Here is a 19767-nt window from a genome sequence, read left to right as displayed (position 1 = left end):
AGTCCTCACATCCGGAAGACGCCGAAGCCGCCCCGCGCGCCCTCGACGGGCGCGCCGTGCACGGCGGAGAGGCACAGTCCCAGCACCGTGCGGGTGTCGCGCGGGTCGATCACGCCGTCGTCGTACAGTCGCCCCGACAGGAACATCGGCAGCGACTCCGCCTCGATCTGCTGCTCGACCATCGCGCGCAGCGCCGCGTCCGCCGCCTCGTCGTAGGCCTGGCCCTTGGCCAGCGCCGACTGGCGGGCCACGATCGAGAGGACTCCGGCCAGTTGGGCCGGACCCATCACCGCGGACTTGGCGCTCGGCCAGGAGAAGAGAAAGCGGGGGTCGTAGGCGCGGCCGCACATGCCGTAGTGGCCGGCGCCGTAACTCGCGCCCATCAGCACCGAGAGGTGCGGCACCCGCGAGTTGGAGACCGCGTTGATCATCATGGCGCCGTGCTTGATGATGCCGCCCTGCTCGTACTCGCGGCCCACCATGTAGCCGGTGGTGTTGTGCAGGAAGAGCAGCGGGATGTCGCGCTGGTTGGCCAGCTGGATGAACTGGGCGGCCTTCTGCGACTCCGAACTGAACAGCACGCCCTGGGCGTTGGCGAGGATGCCGACGGGATAGCCGTGCACCTCGGCCCAGCCGGTGACCAGGCTCGGCCCGTACAGCGGCTTGAACGCGTCGAACTGGGAGCCGTCGGTGACCCGCACGATCACCTCGTGCGGGTCGAACGGGGTGCGCAGGTCGCCCGGCACGATGCCGAGCAGGTCCTCCTCGTCGAACAGCGGCGGTCGCGGCTGGGGACGCGGACTCGGGCCGTGCTTGCGCCAGTTGAGCCGGGCCACCACCCGGCGCGCGGTGCGCAGCGCGTCCGGCTCGTCCAGCGCGAAGTGGTCGGCGAGCCCCGAGACGCGCGCGTGCATGTCCGCGCCGCCCAGCGACTCGTCGTCGCTGTCCTCGCCGGTGGCCATCTTGACCAGCGGCGGGCCGCCCAGGAACACCTTGGAGCGCTCCTTGACCATGACGACGTGGTCGGACATGCCCGGCACGTAGGCGCCGCCCGCGGTGGAGTTGCCGAACACCACGGCCACGGTGGGGATGCCGGCCGCCGACAGCCTGGTCAGGTCGCGGAAGAGCGCGCCGCCCGGGATGAAGATCTCCTTCTGGCTGGGCAGGTCGGCGCCGCCGGACTCCACCAGGCTCACCACCGGCAGCCGGTTGGCGAAGGCGATCTCGTTGGCCCGCAGCGCCTTCTTCAGCGTCCACGGGTTGCTCGCGCCGCCGCGCACCGTCGGGTCGTTGGCGGTCACCAGGCACTCGACGCCCTCGATCACGCCGATCCCGGTGACGAGGGAGGCCCCGGTGGTGAAGTCGCTGCCCCAGCCGGCCAGCGGGGACAGTTCCAGGAAGGGCGTGTCCTGGTCGAGCAGCAGCTCCACCCGCTCGCGGGCGGTGAGCTTGCCGCGGGCGCGGTGCCGCTCCTGGTACTTGGGGCCGCCGCCGGCCAGCGCCTCGGCGTGTGCGGCCGCCACCTCGCCGAGGCGTTCGAGCATCACGGCGCGCCGCTCGGCGAAGTCCGCGCCGCGGGTGTCCAGCGCGCTCACGCCGCGCCACCGTCCGCCGCGGAACCGCCCTCCGGCGCCCGCCCGCTGCCCGGCGGACCCGCGAACGCCTGGGCGATCGACAGCCACCGCTCGGCGTCCGCCCCCTCGGCCCGCACGGCCAGGTCGTCGCGGTGCCTGCGCTGCACCGCCAGCAGGCAGAAGTCCAGGGCGGCGCCGGACACCCGCTGTGCCGCGTCCTGCGGTCCGAAGGCCCACAGCGACCCGTCGGGCGCGGTCAGTTCGACCCGGAACTCCTCGCGGGGCGGCGTCCTGCCGTTCACCGCGAAGGCGTAGTCCCTGGCGCGCACCGCGATCCGGGCGACGTGCCGCAGCCGCATCGTGGGGGAGCGGCGGACGCCGAGGGCGTCGGCGACGTCCTGGCCGTGCGCCCAGGTCTCCATCAGCCGGCCGTTGGCCATCGCGACGGTGCTCATCGGCGGCCCGTACCAGGGGTGGCGGGCGTCGAGCAGCCCGTCGCCGAGGGCGGCCCCGAGGCCGGCCCGGCCGGTGCGCCAGCGGGTGAGCAGGGCGTCCGGCGGCACCGCGGCGCCCGCGCCGGCGCCCGCGTCGACGTACCGGTCCAGCGGGGCGTCCATGGCGGCGACCTGGCGGACGAATCCGTCCGGGTCCTGGACCGACTGCAGGGCGAGGTCGTCGGTCCAGGCGAGGTGGGCGATCTGGTGGGCGATCGTCCAGCCGGCCGCGGGGGTGGGCGTCGCCCACCGGGCGGGTTCGAGTCCGGCGACCAGACCGTCGAGGGCCTCGCCCTCGGCGCGCAGGTCGTCCAGCACGGCACGTACGGTCTGCGGATCGGGCATGCGCAACCCCTGGAAGGCGTCCGGGCGGTGGGAGGTGGCGGTGCGCACCCGAGCGTGGCAGGGCCCCAGGAAACAATCAAGCATGCATGCATGTTTCCTGCGGCCGGTTCCGGCCACGGCGGTCGCGATAGGATCCCGTACCTGATGAGTGCCACTCTCGTTGCCAAGAATCTCGCCGCAGGCCACGGCGACCGCGTGCTGTTCTCCGGGCTCGACCTGGTCGTCGCCCCCGGCGACGTGATCGGTCTGGTGGGTGTCAACGGCGCCGGGAAGTCGACCCTGCTGCGGCTGCTCGCCGGCCTCGGCGCCCCCGAGGAGGGGTCGCTGCGGCTCAGCCCGGCCGACGCCACGGTCGGGTACCTGCCGCAGGAGCCGGACCGCCAGGCCGAGTCCGTACGGGACTTCCTGGCTCGCCGCACCGGCGTGACCGCCGCGCAGGCCGCGCTGGACGAGGCCACGCAGGCGCTCGTCGAGGGGGCGCCGGGCGCCGACGACGCCTACGCCACCGGCCTGGAGCGCTGGCTCGCGCTCGGCGGGGCCGACCTGGACGAGCGCGCCGAGGAGGCGGCGGTCGCACTCGGCCTCGGGGTCGGCCTCGACCAGGACATGCGGTCGCTCTCCGGCGGCCAGGCCGCCCGCGCCGGACTGGCCTCGCTGCTGCTCAGCCGCTACGACGTCTTCCTGCTCGACGAGCCGACCAACGACCTCGACCTGGACGGCCTGGAGCGACTGGAGAAGTTCGTCTCCGAGCTGCGGGCCGGCACCGTCGTGGTCAGCCACGACCGCGAGTTCCTCACCCGTACCGTCACCACCGTCCTGGAGCTCGACCTCGCCCAGCGCTCGGTGGCCGTCTACGGCGGCGGATACGCCGCGTACCTGGAGGAGCGCGCCACCGCGCGGCGGCACGCCCGCGAGGAGTACGAGGAGTTCGCCGACACCAAGGCCGGTCTCGAGGCCCGCGCCAGGATGCAGCGCGGCTGGATGGACAAGGGCGTGCGCAACGCGATGCGCAAGGCCCCCGACCACGACAAGATCGCCCGCAAGGCGCGCAGTGAGGGCAGCGAGAAGCAGGCTGCCAAGGCCCGGCAGACCGAGCGGATGATCGAGCGCCTCGACGTGGTGGAGGAGCCGCGCAAGGAGTGGGAGCTGCGGATGGAGATCGCTCCCGCGCCCCGCTCCGGAGCGGTCGTCGCCACGCTGCGCGCCGCCACCGTGCGGCGCGGCGGCTTCGTGCTCGGCCCGGTGGACCTGCAGATCGACTGGGCGGACCGGGTCGCGATCACCGGCGCCAACGGCTCGGGCAAGTCCACCCTGCTCGGCGCGCTGCTCGGCAGGCTCGCGCTGGACGAGGGGGACGCCGCGCTCGGCCCCGGCGTCCAGGTCGGCGAGGTCGACCAGGCGCGCGAGCTGTTCCGCGGCGAGGAGCCGCTGCTGGACGCCTTCCGGGCGCCGGCGCCCGAGCTGGACCCCGCCGCGATCCGCACGCTGCTCGCCAAGTTCGGCCTCAAGGCCGACCACGTGATGCGGCCCGCGGCCACCCTGTCGCCGGGCGAGCGCACCCGCGCCGCGCTGGCGCTGCTGCAGGCGCGCGGCGTCAACCTGCTCGTGCTCGACGAGCCCACCAACCACCTCGACCTGGCCGCCATCGAGCAGCTGGAGTCGGCACTGGCCTCCTACACCGGCACGCTGCTGCTGGTCACGCACGACCGGCGGATGCTCGACGCGGTGCACACCACCCGCCGGATCGAGGTCGCGGAGGGCCTGGTCCGCGAACGCTGACCTGCGGCGCCGCCGTCGCGTGCCGCCGCCGGCGCGCGCCCGCATCCGGAGGGAACCGCCCGGATGCCTCCCGCGTCCCATCCATGACCGGCCGCTCCTGACCAGAGTGGCCAGGGTGAACCATGGTGAAGGGAGCGGCGATGCGTGCGCGGGGAGCACGAAGCGCGGGAGAGCGGTCCGGCGGCGGCGCGTCCGCCCTGGCCGGCGCGGTGGCGGCGGTGGCGGCCGCGGTGCTGCTGGCTGGCTGCGGCAGCGCCGACGGGGTCCGGGTGGGGAAACCGGACCCGGGCCCGACCACGTCGTCGCCCGACTGCGGTGACGTGGTGGTGGTGCCGCAGGGCGGCGCGAGCACCCGTGACGTGTGCCTGAGCGTGGGCAGCACGCTGCGCCTGCAGCTCGCCGGGGGCGACCGGCCGCCGACCGAGAAGGGCGCCGCGCTCACCGAGGTGTCACCCGGGGTCTATCGCGGCGCGCGGGCGGGAAGTGCCGAGCTGAGCGGCTTCCGGCACGTCTGCCCGAGCGCGAAGCCCGGCACGGCGTCCTGTCACGCCATCGCCGGGTGGAAGGTCACCGTCGACGTGCGGTGACCGGCACACGGATGGACCCGGACCGGCAGTGGGGGCCGGGCCGGGTCCATCGTGCAGGGAGCGGGGCTGCGTCAGGCGGGGAGCCGCGCTCCGTCGTGCGGTGGGGGTGTGGTGCCGTGGAGCGTCAGCTGACGTTGACCGCCGTGTCGTCGATGACGAAGGAGGTCTGCAGGCTGGAGTCCTCGGTGCCGGTGAACTTCAGGGTGACCGTCTGGCCGGCGTAGGAGGAGAGGTTGATGGACTTCTGCGCGTACCCGGTGGCCTTGTTCAGGTTGGAGTAGGTGGCCAGGGTGGTGGTGCCGGCCGCGACGGTGAGCTTGTCGTACGCGGTCGTGGTGGTGGTCTCCGCGGTGTCGATGTGCAGGTAGAAGGTGAAGGTCGCGGAGGTGCAGGCGGCCGGGACGGTCACCGACTGGGACAGGGTGTCGGTGTGGGTGGTGCCGTACCCGTTCAGCCAGGCCTTCCAGCTGCCGCTGTGGGCGGCCTCACCGGTGCTGTTGTCGATGACGCCGCTGCTCGCCGTCCAGGGCGAGGCGGTGCCGGTCTCGAAGCCGGGGTTGCCCAGCAGCTGCGCCGCGGTGCAGCCGCCGCCCCCGCTGCTGGTGACCGTCCAGGTGAAGGACGCGGAACCCGTCGCGTTGGTGGTGTCCTTGGCGGTGACCGTGACGCTGGAGGTGCCCGCGGTGGTCGGGGTGCCCGAGATCAGGCCGCTGGAGGCGTTGATCGACAGGCCGGCCGGCAGGCCGGTCGCGCTGTAGGTGAGGGTCTGGCCGGAGGCCGAGTCGGTGGCGTGGACCTGCAGGCTCACCGCGGTGCCGACCTGGGTGGACTGGTTGCCGGGGCTGGTGACGGTGACGGTGTTGCCGCCGGTCGAGCCGCCGCCCGCGAAGGCGGTGGTGCCGTTCGGCGTGCCGAGGCCGGTCGGGCCGTCGTAGCCGGCCTTGGCGGTGCACAGGTAGCTGCTGCCGCAGGAGCCGTTGGCGCCGCTGGTCACGTCGTTGAGGTTGCCGGTGTGGGCGTAGGGGTACGAGGCCGGGACGGTGTTCGCGGCCGGGGTGCCGGCCAGCGCGTAGACCGAGGCGATGATTGGCGACGAGGCGCTGGTGCCGCCGTAGACCTGCCAGCCGCTGGCGCCGTAGGAGTCGTAGACGGCCAGGCCGGTGTTGGGGTCGGCGACCGCGGAGACGTCGGCGATGGTGCGCTTGGAGCAGCCGGTGTCGGTCTGCCAGGTGGGCTTGGCGTCGTAGGCGGAGCAGCCCGAGCCGGCGCCTTCGCCGCCGGCGCTGGTGCCCCAGACCGACTCGCTCCAGCCGCGGGTGTTGCTGGCGCGGCTGAGCGAGGTGCCGCCGACCGCGGTGACGTACTTCGAGGCCGCCGGGTACTCGGCTCCGTAGCCCTCGTCACCGGAGGAGACGGTGATGGCGACGCCGGGGTGGTTGAAGTACTGCGAGTCCGACGTGGTGTCCGAGGAGTCCTCGCTGCCGCCGTAGCTGTTGGAGACGTACTTCGCGCCCAGCGTCACCGCGCGGTTCACCGCGGTGCCCAGGTCGTCCATGTTCGCCGAGGTCGCCTCGACCAGCAGGATGTGGCACTGCGGGCAGACGGCGCTGACCATGTCGAGGTCGAGCGATATCTCGCCCGCCCAGCCGGAGTCGGCCGTCGGGTAGCTGGTGCCGCCGTTCTGGTCGACCTTCTTGAAGCAGCCGTTGGCCGTGGTGCAGGACGGCAGGCCGTACTGGGTGCGGTAGGTGCCGAGGTCCTTCTCGGCGTTGGGGTCGTCCTGCGCGTCCACGATGGCGACGGTGGCGCCGGCGCCCGCGGCGGCCGGCAGCGCGTAGGCGCTCTGCAGGTCGGTGGGGCCGTAGCCGGACGGGGTCGCGTTCGGGGTGATGCCCAGGTGGTGCATGACGTCGGTGCGGGCCAGCGACAGGCACGCCGCCTGGCCTTCGCCCGGGGTGGCGCACAGGTGCTGCGCGTGGCCGGCGGTAGCGCCGGTGGCGCCGGTGGCCGAGACGCTGCCCTGGGGGGCCGCGGCGGCGACGGACGGGGCGGCGGCGGCGACCAGGCCGCCGGTGACCAGGGCTCCGGTGGCGACCAGCGCGAGGGTGGCGCGCCGAACCGCTCGTCTGACCCGGCCGGGACTTGTCGACTGCAATGAACTGCCCTCCATGGGGGGATCGGCTCCCGAGGGCGTCCGCCGATGGGTGGATATGTCAAGGTCATGACAATCGATCATCGAGCGGCTTCGCCTGGGACTTCGTGTGGCGCACGTTCACTGGTGATCTGGCTGACGACCGCAGCCAACTACTGCTCACTGTCACCACGTTGAGTGGTGGCCGAGGTTGAACGTAGTGACACTCGCTTCAAGGGACTACCGGGCAATGGCAAAGGATTCCCCTCGACTTGACCCGGCGGACCCCCCTCCGCGCTTCCGCCGAACGATCTCCGCCGTATACCTTGTGGCGCCATGGACACGGAGGAAGGACCGGTCAACGACCTGGTCGCACTGGGCCTCGCACGCTATGAGGCCCGCGTCTACCTGGCCCTCGTGCGACGCGAGTCGTACACCGCCGCGGAGGTCGCCCGCGAGGCGGACGTCCCCAGGCAGCGGGTGTACGACGTGCTCGACGCCCTGGTCAGAAGGCGGCTGGCGACCGCTCATCCCGGGCGGGTCGCGACCTTCTCCGCGGTCGCCCCCGAACTCGCGGTGGCCCGGCTGATGGCCCTGCAGCGCGAGGCCCTGGAGCGCCTGGACCGGGTCTCCTCCGCGCTGACCACCGCGCTCGTCCCGGTCTGGGCGGACGGCCGCTCGCACACCGTGCCGCTGGACTACGTCGAGATCCTGCGCGACCCCAAGTCCATCGCCGAGGCGTTCACCGACATCCAGAACCAGGCCAGGCACGAACTGCTGAGCTTCTCCAAACCGCCCTTCGTCGCCCCCGCGCTGAACACCCCGGGCATCAAGGCGGTACGCCGGCTGCGCCGGGCCGGCGGCTCGGTCCGGGCGATCTACACCCACGAGGCGCTCTCCGACCCCGAGACGCTGGAGAACGTCCGGCGCTCCACCGCCGCCGGCGAGGAGTGCAGGTTCGCCGCGCACCTGCCGCTCAAGCTGGTGGTCGCCGATGCGTCGCTCGTGCTGTGCGACATGCCCGACCCGGTCGCAGGGACCGGCTCCACCACCGCGCTCTACATCGAGCACCCGGCGCTGGCGGCCTGCCTGCGGATGGCCTTCCTGACCGTGTGGGAGAGCGCGCAGACCGCGCCGGACGAGCCGGACGAGTGAGGCCGCCGAGCGCCTGACCGGGGCGCTTGCCGATCCGCCACCCCGTTTCCGCCCCGCGCCGATCACCGGGTCGGCGCGGTCCCGGGAGTTAGAGTGACCGCGTGGCCGTGTTCCTGCTCGGAGTCGGTGCCGCGTGCTGCCTCGGCCTGGGCTTCGTGCTGCAGCAGCGCGCGGCCGCCCGCGCGCCGCTGTCGGACTTCCTGACCTTCCGGCTGCTGCTCGACCTGATCCACATGCCGGACTGGCTGCTCGGCCTGGGGCTCCAGGTCGCCGGCCAGGTCCTGGGCGCGGTCGCGCTCACCTACGGCGAGGTCTCGCTCGTCGAGCCGCTCACCGCGACCAACCTGCTCTTCGCGATGGCCCTGTCCCGCTGGCTCACCCGGCAGCCGCTGGGCTGGGTCGGCTGGACGGGCGTCGCGCTGCTCGCCCTCGGCGTCACCGCCTTCATCGTGGCCGGCCGCCCGCACGGCGGCGGCACCCCCGCCGGGGCACTGCGGCACTGGCTGGTCGTCGGCATCGTCGCCGGGCTCGCGCTGCTCGTCACCGTCATCTCCCGGCACCTCCAGCCGTCCGCCCAGGCCGCGCTGCTCGCCCTGGCGGCGGGCCTGCTCTACGGGCTCCAGGACGGGCTCACCCGGGTCTGCGGCCAGTTCGTCCGCGACGACGGCGTGGCCGGCCTGCTCACGCACTGGCAGCCGTACGCGATCGTGGTCATCGGGCTGAGCGGCATCCTGTTGGTGCAGAGCGCCTTCGAGATGGCGCCGCTGCGGATGTCGCTGCCCTCGCTGACCGCGGCCCAGCCGCTCGCCGGGATCGCGTGCGGCGTCGGCTTCCTCGGCGACCAGCTGCGCCTCAGCGCCGGGGCGCTGGCCTGGGAGGCGGCCGGGCTGGCGGCGATCGTCGTCGGCGTCATCCTGCTCGGCCGCCACCCCGCGATGCCGCCGGGCGTCACCCCGGAGCGGTCCGTCGGCGCGACCCGCGTCATCTGACCGGAACACCGCCGACACGTGCGGCCGCGTCACGGCGTCCAGGTGAAGCGCGGGGAGCGGCGGGCCAGGAAGGCGGCGGCGCCCTCCGCGGTGTCGCCGGAGGTGCGGGCCTGCGCGGCCCAGTACGCGGTGCGGTCCGCGGCGGCGGGCCCGGCGGCGAACTCCTTGGCGGCCGCCTGGCTGAGCTGCGACCGGCTCCGCAGCACGCCCGCGAACGCGCGCACCCGTGGACCGAGCCGGTCGGCCGGCAGCACCTCGTCGACCAGGCCGGTGCGCAGCGCGCGCTCCTCGTCGATCAGCTCCGCGGAGTACAGCAGGTACTTCGCGGTGGACGGCCCGGCCAGCTCGACCAGCCGGCGGGTCGAGGACGCCGGGTAGACGATGCCGAGCCGCGCCGGGGTCACCCCGAAGGTGGCGCCCCGCGCGGCGAACCGCAGGTCGCAGGCGACCGCCAGCTGGCAGCCGCCGCCGACGCAGAATCCGCGCACCTCGGCGATCGTCGGCTTGGGGAACGCGGCGAGCGCCTCCTCCGCGTCCACCGCCGCCTGCTGGGTGGCCGGCGAACCGCCGGACGCGGTGAAGTCGCCGATGTCCGCCCCGGCGCAGAAGGTGTCGCCGGCGCCGGTGAGGACCAGCACCCGCACCGCGGGGTCGGTGGCCAGCGAGTCCAGCAGCTCCGGCAGCGCACGCCACATCGCCAGCGTCATCGCGTTGCGCCGGTCAGGATTGCTGATGGTGACGGTCGCGGTACCGTCCTGGGCGCTCACCAGCAGGCCGGGCGAGGGCGCGGACATACGGGACTCCTCGGGAGGCGGGTGCGGACCGGCGCACGCGATCCTATCCAAGCCGCCCCCTGCCGGAATCGGTCGCAGCAGTGCCACAATCGGTCCCGACCGGTCAATAGCCGCTGAAAGGTGCGGACTTACGGTTTCCTGCACGTGCAACTGCAGGGGTCACGGACACTCGAACCGTGAGGCGGAGCTGCCGGCGGCACCGGCGGTCCGCGCGGGCACGTCACGCGAAAGCGATGGTGGGTGCGGTCATGGAGGTGCGCGGGAGCGTCCCGCCGGGTCAGGTTCCGGTCCCGAGACCGTACGAGGGAGTCTGGCGCTTCACCGCCCCGGCCCTCGAGTCCTCCGTCCCGCAGGTACGCCACGGCGTGCGCGCCCTCGTCCGCGACCAGGGCGTCCCGGTCGACGAGGACACCCTGTACGGGCTGCTGCTGATCGTCTCCGAGCTGGTCACCAACGCGGTCAAGCACGCCGCGGTGCTCTCGCCCCAGCTGGCGGTGGAGGTCGCCGTCGGCGCCGAGTGGATCAGGGTCGCCGTCGAGGACGACCACCCGTACCGGCCGAAGGCGCTGGAGACCGACCACGGCCGCACCGGGGGCCGCGGCCTGCTGCTGGTCAAGTCGATCACCGGCGAGGCGGGCGGCTCCTGCGACGTCGCGCAGACGCCCGGCGGCGGCAAGGTGATCTGGGCGGCGCTGCCGCTCTTCCCGACCGTGCACTGACCGCCGTGCGCTGACCGCCGGTGCAGCACGCCCGAGCAGCACCCCCCAGCACAGCGGCCCCCCGCGCCGGCCTCACCAGCCGGCGGCTGCGCCGGTGACCTCGCGGACCGTCGGGAGCGCCGCGTCCAGCACGGTCTGGAACCACGCGGAGAACGGCCCGTCCTCGCGCAACCGCGCCAGCTGCTCGGGGGTCGTGAACGCCGTGTCCTCGATTTCATCCGGATCGGGGACGAGCGCGCCGCCCACAAGTCCCACGAACAGGTGGTTGTACTCCTGCTCGACGAGCCCGGACGCCGGGTCGGGGTGGTTGTAGCGGACCGTGCCGGCCTCGCGCATCAGCACCGGCGCGACGCCCAGCTCCTCGGCGGTGCGCCGTGCCGCGGCGACGAACGGTGCCTCGCCGGGGTAGGGGTGGCCGCAACAGGTGTTCGACCACACGCCGGGGGAGTGGTACTTGCCGAGCGCGCGGCGCTGGAGCAGCAGCCGGCCCTGCTCGTCGAAGAGGAAGACGGAGAACGCGCGGTGCAGCCGTCCCGGCGCCAGGTGCGCCGACAGCTTCTCCGCCGTGCCGATCGTGACGCCGCTCTCGTCGACCAGTTCGAGCATGATCGGATCGGCCACCCCGTTGGGGGAGGGCGGGGCGGCGGGGGAGGAGCCCGGTCGGCCGGTGGCAGGACTGGTCGGCATATCCATCCTTCGGTTCGACGACAAGGCCCTAGTCTGCCTCACCGGTCGGCGCTCAATGGCACAGCCGCGCCTCGTGCTCGGCGTGGCCCACCGGCTCCAGCTGGAAGGTGCAGTGCTCCACGTCGAAGTGCGCGCCCAGGCAGCCCTGCAGGTCGTGCAGCATCTTCTCGTAGCCGACCGCCTCCAGCACGTCCTGGCTGACCACCACGTGCGCGGAGAGCACCGGCAGGCCCGAGGTGATCGTCCAGGCGTGCAGGTCGTGCAGGCCCTCGACGCCCGGCAGCCCTTCGATGTGCCGCCGCACCTGCGCCATGTCGACGTTCTTCGGCGCGGCCTCCAGCAGCACGTCCACCGCCTCGCGCAGCAGCTGCCAGGTGCGCGGCACGATCAGCACGCCGATCAGCAGCGAGGCGACCGCGTCGGCCTGCCGCCAGCCGGTGGTGAGGTAGGCGACCGCGGCCACCACCACGGCCAGCGAGCCGAAGGCGTCCGCCATCACCTCCAGGAACGCGCCGCGCACGTTCAGGCTCTCCGCCTGGCCGCGCAGCAGCACCAGCAGTGAGACGGAGTTGGCCACCACGCCGATCAGGCCGAAGACCACGGTCAGGCCGCCGTCGATGCCGTGCGGGGTGATCAGCCGGCGCACGCCCTCGTAGAAGATGAAGGCGCCGACACCGAAGAGCAGCACCGCGTTGAGCACCGCCGCCAGGATCTCGGCGCGCGCGTAGCCGAAGGTGCGGCGCTCGCTGGCCGGGCGGGCGGCCACGTGGATGGCGACCAGCGCCATGGCCAGGCCGGCCGCGTCGGTGGCCATGTGCCCGGCGTCGGCGAGCAGCGCGAGCGAGCCGGTGACCGCGCTGCCGACCACCTCGGTGGTGAGCACCAGCACGGTGATGCCCAGCGCGATCCGCAGCCGGCCGCGGTACGCCGCCCCGGCGGTGCCGCCGGGCCCGGGGCCGTGCTGGTGGCCGTGGCCGTGGCTGTGTCCTGCCCCCATGGGACGCGGCCCCCTTCCGAAGTGCGGTGCTCGTGCTGCGCGGGCCAGTCAACACCGGTCACGCACCGTGGACAAGCCGGTACTGGAGACCGTTGTCATCTGCGGTGACCTGCGGTGATGAGGCGCGCCCAGCGGGTGGCCGGCATGCCGTCGGCCCCACCCGGACGGAGCAGCGGCAGGCCGGTTGTCGAGCGCGCCCGGGATCGAGGATGATGATCACACCGAAGGCGCCAAGTCCAGGCGAACGGGCAGTGAACGCCCGCCGTCCGCGATCCGATAGCCTCGCCGGTGCCCGGCCCGGCCCCGCCACTTTCCGGCGGCCCCGCGGGCACGCCTCCGCACGCTTCCAGGGAGTGGGTTCCTCTGCCGACCGCAATCCTCACCGGCCCGCCCGTCGCCGGCACGCCGTCGCCGCTCGCCGACGACCTGCGGGCGCTGGGGTTCTCGGCCGTGCCCGCGGCCACGCCCGCGCAGGCCGCCGCGCGCCTGGCCGAGCTGCCCGCCGGCGAGCGCGTCGCGCTGGTCGACTCCCGCTTCCTCGGCCACCGCCACTCGCTGCGCCTGGCGCTGACCGACCCCCGTTTCGACTCCGCCGCGGTGCCCGGCGCGCTCGGCGTGCAGCCCGCCGCCCGCCCGGCGCTCGCCACCGCCCTGGCCGCGCTCGCCGCGGGCCCCGGCGCGGCCGCGTCCGGCGCCGCGGGCGCGGGCGCCGGGACCACCCGCGCCGCGGGCTCCACCGCCCAGGCGCGCACGGCGCTGGCCGAGCCCGGCGCGCGCACCGCGGAGGAAGGCGCGCGGGACCCGTCCGTGGACACCGACACGGACGCGGACACGGCCTGGTCCGCGGCCCGCCCCGACGTGCTGCCCGACGTGCTCGCCGGCGTCCTCGACCGCGAGGGGCGGCTGCACCGCGTCGACCTCGGCGTGCTCGTCGCCGCCGTCCCCGAGGACGAGGCCGGGCGCGCGGCGGCGGTGCGGGAGACCGGCGGCGTCGACGAGGAGGCGGTACGGCTGCGCAGCGCCGTCAAGGCGCGCGACGGCTTCTTCACCACCCACTGCGTCAGCCCCTACTCGCGCTACCTCGCGCGCTGGTGCGCCCGCCGCGGGATGACCCCGAACCAGGTGACCACCGCCTCGCTGCTGGTCGCGCTGATCGCGGCCGGCTGCGCGGCCACCGGCACCCGCGGCGGCTTCGTCGCGGCCGGCGTGCTGCTGCTCGCCTCCTTCGTGCTGGACTGCACCGACGGCCAGCTCGCCCGCTACTCGCTGCAGTACTCGACGCTCGGCGCCTGGCTCGACGCGACCTTCGACCGGGCCAAGGAGTACGCCTACTACGCCGGGCTGGCGCTCGGCGCGGCCCGCGGCGGCGACGACGTGTGGGCGCTGGCGCTCGGCGCGATGGTGCTGCAGACCTGCCGGCACGTCGTGGACTTCGCCTTCAACGAGGCCAACCACGACGCCACCGCGAACACCAGCCCCACCGCGGCGCTGTCCGGCCGGCTGGACAGCGTCGGCTGGACGGTGTGGGTGCGCCGGATGATCGTGCTGCCGATCGGCGAGCGCTGGGCGATGATCGCGGTGCTCACCGCGGTCACCACGCCGCGGATCACCCTCGTCGTGCTGCTGGTCGGCTGCGCCCTGGCCGCCTGCTACACCACCGCCGGCCGGGTGCTGCGCTCCCTCACCCGCACGGCGCGCCGGACCGACCGGGCGGCGCAGGCACTCGCCGACCTCGCCGACAGCGGGCCGCTGGCCGAGGCGGTGGCCCGCCTCGCCCGGCCGGTGGCCGTGCGGCTGCCGGCCTTCGCCCCGCCGGCGATCGCGCTGGCCGGTGCGGGCCTGCTGGCCGCGACCGCGGCGCTGGCCCCGGCCGGCAGCTGGTGGGTGGTCGCCGCGGCGGCCGTCTACGTGCTGACCTCGGGTGTGGCGGTCGCCCGGCCGCTGAAGGGCGCGCTGGACTGGCTGGTCCCGCCGCTGTTCCGGGCGGGCGAGTACGGAACCGTGCTGGCGCTCGCCGCCGTCTCACAGGTGAACGGGGCGTTGCCCGCCGCTTTCGGGCTGGTGGCCGCCGTCGCCTACCATCACTACGACACGGTGTACCGCATCCGCGGCGGCACCGGGGCGCCGCCGCGGGCCCTGGTGCGGGCAGCGGGCGGGCACGAGGGACGGGCGCTGCTGGTGGCCGTCCTCGCGGCCGCTCTCGCGCACCACACAGGACTCGTGACCGCTCTCACGGCGCTCGCCGCCGTACTCGCAGTCCTGGTCCTCGTCGAGAGCATCCGCTTCTGGGTGCGCGCTCATCTGGACGGCGCCCCCGCTGTACACGACGAATCAGGAGAACCCGCATGATCGGCCTCGTGCTGGCGGCCGGCGCCGGACGGCGTCTGCGTCCCTACACCGACACCCTGCCCAAGGCGCTGGTGCCGGTCGGACCGGAGGGCGCCGAGGAGAGCATCACGGTGCTGGACCTCACCCTCGGCAACTTCGCCGAGATCGGCCTGACCGAGGTCGCCGTCGTCGTCGGGTACCGCAAGGAGGCGGTCTACGCGCGCAAGGCCGCGCTGGAGGCCAAGTACGGCGTCACCCTCACCCTGATCGACAACGACAAGGCCGAGGAGTGGAACAACGCGTACTCCCTGTGGTGCGCGCGTGACGCCCTGCGGCACAGCGTGATCCTGGCCAACGGCGACACGGTGCACCCGGTGTCGGTGGAGCGGACGCTGCTGGCCGCCCGCGGCGAGGGCCGGAAGATCATCCTCGCGCTGGACACCGCCAAGAAGCTCGCCGACGAGGAGATGAAGGTCGTCGCCGAGCCCGGCAGCGGAGTGCGCCGGATCACCAAGCTGATGGACCCGGCCGAGGCCACCGGCGAGTACATCGGCGTCACCCTCATCGAGGGCGACGCGGCCGCCGAGCTGGCCGACGCGCTGAAGACCACCTTCGAGCGCGACCCCGACCTGTACTACGAGGACGGCTACCAGGAGCTGATCGACCGCGGCTTCACCATCGACGTCGCGCCGATCGGCGAGGTCTCCTGGGTCGAGATCGACAACCACGAGGACCTCGCCAGGGGCCGGGAGATCGCATGCCGGTACTGACCCGGCTGATCCCCTCGCCGGTCGTCGTCGACATCAACGGCGGGGCCCTCGCCGACCTCGCCAAGCTCCTCGCCGACCAGCGGATCTCCACGTCGGGCAAGCTCGCCTTCGCGATCAGCGAGGGCTCCGGCGCCAAGCTGCGCGACCGGCTCGCGCCCGAGCTGCCGGGCGCCGACTGGTACCCGGTGCAGGGCGGCAGCATCGACGCCGCCGTCAAGCTCGCCGACGCCATGCGCGGCAAGCGCTACGACGCGGTGGTCGGCCTGGGCGGCGGCAAGATCATCGACGTGGCCAAGTACGCCGCGGCGCGGGTCGGCCTGCCGATGGTCGCGGTCGCCACCAACCTCTCGCACGACGGCCTGTGCTCGCCGGTGTCCACGCTCGACAACGACAACGGCCGCGGCTCGTATGGCGTGCCGACGCCGATCGCGATGGTCATCGACCTGGACGTGATCCGGGAGGCGCCGGCCCGCTACGTCAGGGCCGGCATCGGCGACGCGCTCTCCAACATCTCGGCGATCGCCGACTGGGAGCTGGCGCACCGCGAGAACGGCGAGTCCATCGACGGCCTGGCCGCGGCGATGGCGCGCAGCGCCGGCGAGGCGGTGCTGCGCCACCCCGGCGGCATCGGCGACGACGCCTTCCTCACCACCCTCGCCGAGGGCCTGGTGCTCTCCGGCATCGCCATGTCGATCAGCGGTGACACCCGGCCCTCCTCCGGGGCCTGCCACGAGATCAGCCACGCCTTCGACCTGCTCTTCCCGCAGCGGGCCGCGGCGCACGGCGAGCAGTGCGGCCTGGGCGCGGCCTTCGCGATGCACCTGCGCGGCGCCTACGAGGAGTCCGGGAACATCGCCGAGACGCTGCGCCGCCACGGCCTGCCGGTGCTGCCGGAGGAGATCGGCTTCACCACACCGGAGTTCGTCGAGGCGGTGCGCTACGCCCCGCAGACCCGCCCCGGGCGCTTCACGATCCTGGAACACCTGGATCTGTCCGACACCGACATCAGGGACGCATACGCCGACTATGCCAAAGCCATCAGTAGCTGAACTGCGCCCGGTCGTTCACCCCCCGGGCGTGAAGGACAGGCGCAGCGGCGAGCACTGGGCCGGCCGGCTCTACATGCGCGAACTCTCGCTGCGCATAGACCGGCATCTGGTACTCACCTCGATCACGCCCAACCAGTTGACGTACCTGATGACCTTCTTCGGCGTGCTGGCCGCCCCGGCCCTGCTGGTGCCGGGGATCGCGGGCGCGGTGCTCGGCCTGGTCATGGTCCAGCTGTACCTGCTGCTCGACTGCGTCGACGGCGAGGTCGCCCGCTGGAAGCAGCAGTTCTCCCTCGGCGGCGTCTACCTCGACCGGGTCGGCGCGTACCTGTGCGACGCGGCGGTGCTGGTCGGCGTGGGGCTGCGCGCCGCCGACCTGTGGGGCTCGGGCCGGATCGACTGGCTCTGGGCGTTCCTGGGCACGCTGGCCGCGCTCGGCGCGATCCTGATCAAGGCGGAGACCGACCTCGTCGGCGTGGCACGCCACCAGGCCGGCCTCGCCCCGGTCAAGGAGGCCGCCTCCGAGCCGCGCTCCTCCGGTGTGGCGCTGGCCCGCAGGGCCGCCGCGGCGCTGAAGTTCCACCGGCTGGTGCTCGGCGTCGAGGCGTCGCTGCTCATCGTGGTGCTCGCGATCGTCGACCAGATCCGCGGCGACCTGTTCTTCACCCGGCTCGGCGTGGCGGTGCTGGCCGCGATCGCCCTGCTGCAGACCCTGCTGCACCTGGTGTCCGTGCTCGCCTCCAGCAGGCTGAAATGAGCGGCCCGGCGGCGCCGCTGCGGCTCGGCGCGGTGATCATCACCATGGGAAACCGGCCGGCCGAACTGCAGGACCTGCTGGACTCGGTGGCCAAGCAGCAGGGCCCGGCGATCGAGGTGGCGGTGGTCGGCAACGGCTCGCCGCTGCCGCCGCTGCCGCCGGGACTGCGCACCGCGGAGCTGCCGGAGAACCTCGGCATCCCCGGCGGCCGCAACGTCGGCATCGAGCTGTTCGGCCCGGCCGGCCGCGACGTCGACGTGCTGCTCTTCCTCGACGACGACGGCCTGCTGCCCTCCGACGACACCGGTGAGCTGGTGCGGGCCGCGTTCGCCGCCGACCCGCGGCTGGGCATCGTCAGCTTCCGGATCGCCGACCCGGAGACCGGCGTCACCCAGCGCCGCCACGTCCCCCGGCTGCGCGCCGCCGACCCGATGCGCGACTCCCGGGTGACCACCTTCCTCGGCGGCGCCTGCGCGGTCCGCTCGGAGGTGGTCGGCCAGGTCGGCGCGCTGCCCGCGGAGTTCTTCTACGCGCACGAGGAGACGGATCTGGCCTGGCGTGCCCTTGACGCCGGCTGGATGATCGACTACCGCTCCGATCTCGTACTGCACCATCCGGCCACCTCCCCGGCCCGGCACGCGGTCTACCACCGGCTGGTGGCCCGCAACCGGGTGTGGCTGGCCCGCCGGAACCTGCCCTGGCTGCTGGTCCCGGTGTATCTCGGCGTATGGTTCGCGCTGACCGTGCTGCGGCGGCCGTCGCGGCAGGCGCTGCGCGCGTGGCTCGGCGGCTTCCGCGAGGGCTGGACCACGTCGTGCGGCGAACGCAGACCCATGAAGTGGCGGACGGTCTGGCGGTTGACCCGACTAGGCCGACCCCCGATCATCTGACAAGCTCGGACCTGAGAGCATCAGGCGCAGCCGGGATCCCCTGCACCCGGCGCGCGCACCTTGAGGACGAAAGTGTCAACTGTGAGCGAGACAACGCACGATGGTGCGGTCGCCGTCGGCGCCCCCCCGGCGCCCTCGGCCGATGACGGCCTCAGCCCCGCCCAGCTTGCCGCCAAGTACGGGCTGTCGGTCAGTGGCGCCCGGCCCGGACTGGCGGACTACACCCGGCAGCTGTGGGGCCGCCGACATTTCATCAACGAGTTCGCCAAGGCACGCACCCAGGCCCAGTACACCCAGGCCCGCCTCGGCCAGCTCTGGCAGGTCATGACACCGCTGCTCAACGCGGCCGTCTACTACCTGATCTTCGGCCTGCTCATCGGTACCAGCAAGGGCATCGACAACTTCATCGCCTTCCTGGTCACCGGCATCTTCATCTTCACCTTCACCCAGTCCTCGGTGCTCAGCGGCGTCCGGGCCGTCTCCGGCAACCTGGGACTGATCAGAGCCCTGCACTTCCCCCGGGCGTCGATGCCGATCGCCTTCACGCTGATGCAGCTCCAGCAGCTGCTGATGTCGATGTTCGTGCTCGTCGCGATCGTCCTGATGACCGGCGAGGTGCCGGACGCGTCCTGGCTGCTGATGATCCCCGCGCTGATCACCCAGTGGGTCTTCAACACCGGGCTGGCGATGATCGTGGCCCGGCTCGGCAGCAAGATGACGGACCTGGCGCAGCTGATGCCGTTCATCCTGCGGACCTGGATGTACATGTCGGGCGTGATGTACAGCATCACCAACCTGACCAACAACGCCCCGCACTTCGTACGGATCCTGCTGGACATCAACCCGGCGGCGGTCTACATCGACTTGATGCGCTTCGCGCTGATCGACAGCGTCACCAGCTCGCAGATGCCGCCGCACGTGTGGGCCAGCGCGGTGGGCTGGGCGGTGCTCGTCGGGGTCGGCGGCTACATCTACTTCTGGAAGGCTGAAGAGCAGTATGGCCGTGGCTGAGCAGCAGACCATCGAGCGGACTCCGGCCGCCGGGACGCGGGTGCCCACCGTCATCGTGGACGACGTGCACATCGTGTACACGGTGTACGGCGCCGGCACCGGCAAGGGCAGCGCCACCGCGGCGCTGTCCCGGCTGGTGCGCCGCAAGTCCAACCCGAACATCCGCCGGGTGCACGCGGTGCGCGGGGTGACCTTCACCGCCTACCGCGGCGAGGCGATCGGCATCATCGGCTCGAACGGCTCGGGCAAGTCCACCATCCTGCGGGCCATCGCCGGCCTGCTGCCGCCGGAGAGCGGGAAGATCTTCACCGACGGCCAGCCGTCGCTGCTCGGCGTGAACGCGGCGCTGATGAACGACCTGACCGGCGGGACGAACGTGGTGCTGGGCGGTCTGGCGATGGGCATGTCGCAGGAGGAGGTCAGGGAGCGCTACCAGGGCATCGTGGACTTCTCGGGCATCAACGAGAAGGGCGACTTCATCTCGCTGCCGATGCGCACGTACTCCTCGGGCATGGCGGCCCGGCTGCGGTTCTCGATCGCGGCGGCGAAGAACCACGACGTGCTGATGATCGACGAGGCGCTCGCGACCGGCGACCGGGCGTTCCAGAAGCGCTCCGAGGAGCGCATCCGCGAGCTGCGCAAGGAGGCCGGCACGGTCTTCCTGGTCAGCCACAACAACAACTCCATCCGCGACACCTGCGACCGGGTGCT

General features: G+C 73.2%; 18 protein-coding genes. 12 read left to right on the top strand and 6 right to left on the bottom strand.

Annotated features, from left to right (window positions below; translation table 11 throughout):
- Positions 1 to 5: 5 nt before the first annotated feature.
- Complete coding sequence (locus tag V2S66_RS29115) at positions 6 to 1544, bottom strand: acyl-CoA carboxylase subunit beta (protein ID WP_330799765.1); 1539 nt, start codon at positions 1542 to 1544, stop codon at positions 6 to 8.
- A 47-nt stretch (positions 1545 to 1591) separates the two neighbouring features.
- Positions 1592 to 2413, bottom strand: coding sequence for a TIGR03084 family metal-binding protein (locus tag V2S66_RS29110; protein ID WP_330799719.1), 822 nt, complete (start codon positions 2411 to 2413; stop codon positions 1592 to 1594).
- 144 nt (positions 2414 to 2557) lie between these two features.
- Between V2S66_RS29110 and abc-f the strand changes: the two genes are divergently transcribed.
- Positions 2558 to 4192, top strand: coding sequence for a ribosomal protection-like ABC-F family protein (gene abc-f / locus V2S66_RS29105; protein WP_330799718.1), 1635 nt, complete (start codon positions 2558 to 2560; stop codon positions 4190 to 4192).
- A 140-nt stretch (positions 4193 to 4332) separates the two neighbouring features.
- Complete coding sequence (locus tag V2S66_RS29100) at positions 4333 to 4779, top strand: hypothetical protein (protein ID WP_330799717.1); 447 nt, start codon at positions 4333 to 4335, stop codon at positions 4777 to 4779.
- Between the two features lie 124 nt (positions 4780 to 4903).
- Here the strand turns inward: V2S66_RS29100 and V2S66_RS29095 are convergent, their stop codons facing one another.
- The gene (locus V2S66_RS29095) at positions 4904 to 6949 is read right to left on the bottom strand and encodes a putative Ig domain-containing protein (protein WP_330799716.1); all 2046 of its coding nucleotides are present in this window, start codon (positions 6947 to 6949) and stop codon (positions 4904 to 4906) included.
- A gap of 297 nt (positions 6950 to 7246) precedes the next feature.
- Here V2S66_RS29095 and V2S66_RS29090 point away from each other — a divergent pair, with 297 nt between their 5' ends.
- Entirely contained in the window at positions 7247 to 8065 is an 819-nt protein-coding gene (locus tag V2S66_RS29090; protein ID WP_330799715.1) for a TrmB family transcriptional regulator, read from the top strand.
- A 101-nt stretch (positions 8066 to 8166) separates the two neighbouring features.
- Positions 8167 to 9054, top strand: a complete 888-nt coding sequence (locus V2S66_RS29085) for a DMT family transporter (protein ID WP_330799714.1) — start codon at positions 8167 to 8169, stop codon at positions 9052 to 9054.
- Between the two features lie 29 nt (positions 9055 to 9083).
- Here the strand turns inward: V2S66_RS29085 and V2S66_RS29080 are convergent, their stop codons facing one another.
- Positions 9084 to 9848, bottom strand: coding sequence for an enoyl-CoA hydratase/isomerase family protein (locus tag V2S66_RS29080; protein WP_330799713.1), 765 nt, complete (start codon positions 9846 to 9848; stop codon positions 9084 to 9086).
- A gap of 248 nt (positions 9849 to 10096) precedes the next feature.
- Between V2S66_RS29080 and V2S66_RS29075 the strand changes: the two genes are divergently transcribed.
- The gene (locus tag V2S66_RS29075) at positions 10097 to 10567 is read left to right on the top strand and encodes an ATP-binding protein (RefSeq protein WP_330799712.1); all 471 of its coding nucleotides are present in this window, start codon (positions 10097 to 10099) and stop codon (positions 10565 to 10567) included.
- 72 nt (positions 10568 to 10639) lie between these two features.
- Here V2S66_RS29075 and idi read toward each other — a convergent pair whose 3' ends face one another.
- Both idi and V2S66_RS29065 read right to left on the bottom strand, forming a co-directional pair.
- On the bottom strand, positions 10640 to 11254 hold the full coding sequence (gene idi / locus V2S66_RS29070) for an isopentenyl-diphosphate Delta-isomerase (protein WP_330799711.1): 615 nt from the start codon (positions 11252 to 11254) through the stop codon (positions 10640 to 10642).
- A gap of 52 nt (positions 11255 to 11306) precedes the next feature.
- Positions 11307 to 12251: a cation diffusion facilitator family transporter gene (locus V2S66_RS29065; RefSeq protein ID WP_330799710.1), complete on the bottom strand. Its 945-nt coding sequence runs from the start codon at positions 12249 to 12251 to the stop codon at positions 11307 to 11309.
- Between the two features lie 450 nt (positions 12252 to 12701).
- Here V2S66_RS29065 and V2S66_RS29060 point away from each other — a divergent pair, with 450 nt between their 5' ends.
- The 7 genes from V2S66_RS29060 to V2S66_RS29030 form a co-directional block, all read left to right on the top strand.
- On the top strand, positions 12702 to 14600 hold the full coding sequence (locus V2S66_RS29060; protein ID WP_413966513.1) for a DUF5941 domain-containing protein: 1899 nt from the start codon (positions 12702 to 12704) through the stop codon (positions 14598 to 14600).
- On the top strand, positions 14597 to 15349 hold the full coding sequence (locus V2S66_RS29055) for a phosphocholine cytidylyltransferase family protein (RefSeq protein WP_330799709.1): 753 nt from the start codon (positions 14597 to 14599) through the stop codon (positions 15347 to 15349). Before V2S66_RS29060 ends, V2S66_RS29055 begins: the two co-directional genes overlap by 4 nt.
- Entirely contained in the window at positions 15337 to 16398 is a 1062-nt protein-coding gene (locus V2S66_RS29050) for an iron-containing alcohol dehydrogenase family protein (protein WP_330799708.1), read from the top strand. Before V2S66_RS29055 ends, V2S66_RS29050 begins: the two co-directional genes overlap by 13 nt.
- Positions 16376 to 17155 carry a CDP-alcohol phosphatidyltransferase family protein gene (locus V2S66_RS29045; RefSeq protein WP_330799707.1) on the top strand — a complete coding sequence of 260 codons (780 nt, stop codon included), beginning with the start codon at positions 16376 to 16378 and terminating at the stop codon, positions 17153 to 17155. Before V2S66_RS29050 ends, V2S66_RS29045 begins: the two co-directional genes overlap by 23 nt.
- Positions 17152 to 18045: a glycosyltransferase family 2 protein gene (locus V2S66_RS29040; protein ID WP_330799706.1), complete on the top strand. Its 894-nt coding sequence runs from the start codon at positions 17152 to 17154 to the stop codon at positions 18043 to 18045. Before V2S66_RS29045 ends, V2S66_RS29040 begins: the two co-directional genes overlap by 4 nt.
- Positions 18046 to 18126: 81 nt before the next feature.
- Complete coding sequence (locus V2S66_RS29035; protein WP_330799705.1) at positions 18127 to 19056, top strand: ABC transporter permease; 930 nt, start codon at positions 18127 to 18129, stop codon at positions 19054 to 19056.
- Positions 19043 to 19767: ABC transporter ATP-binding protein (locus tag V2S66_RS29030; RefSeq protein ID WP_413966512.1), on the top strand; the 725-nt coding region annotated here is incomplete at its 3' end. The genes V2S66_RS29035 and V2S66_RS29030, both read left to right, overlap by 14 nt.

This window comes from Actinacidiphila polyblastidii (assembly GCF_036353415.1).
GTDB classification, from domain to species: Bacteria; Actinomycetota; Actinomycetes; order Streptomycetales; family Streptomycetaceae; genus Actinacidiphila; species Actinacidiphila polyblastidii.
This window is presented reverse-complemented; position numbering and strand designations above follow the sequence as displayed.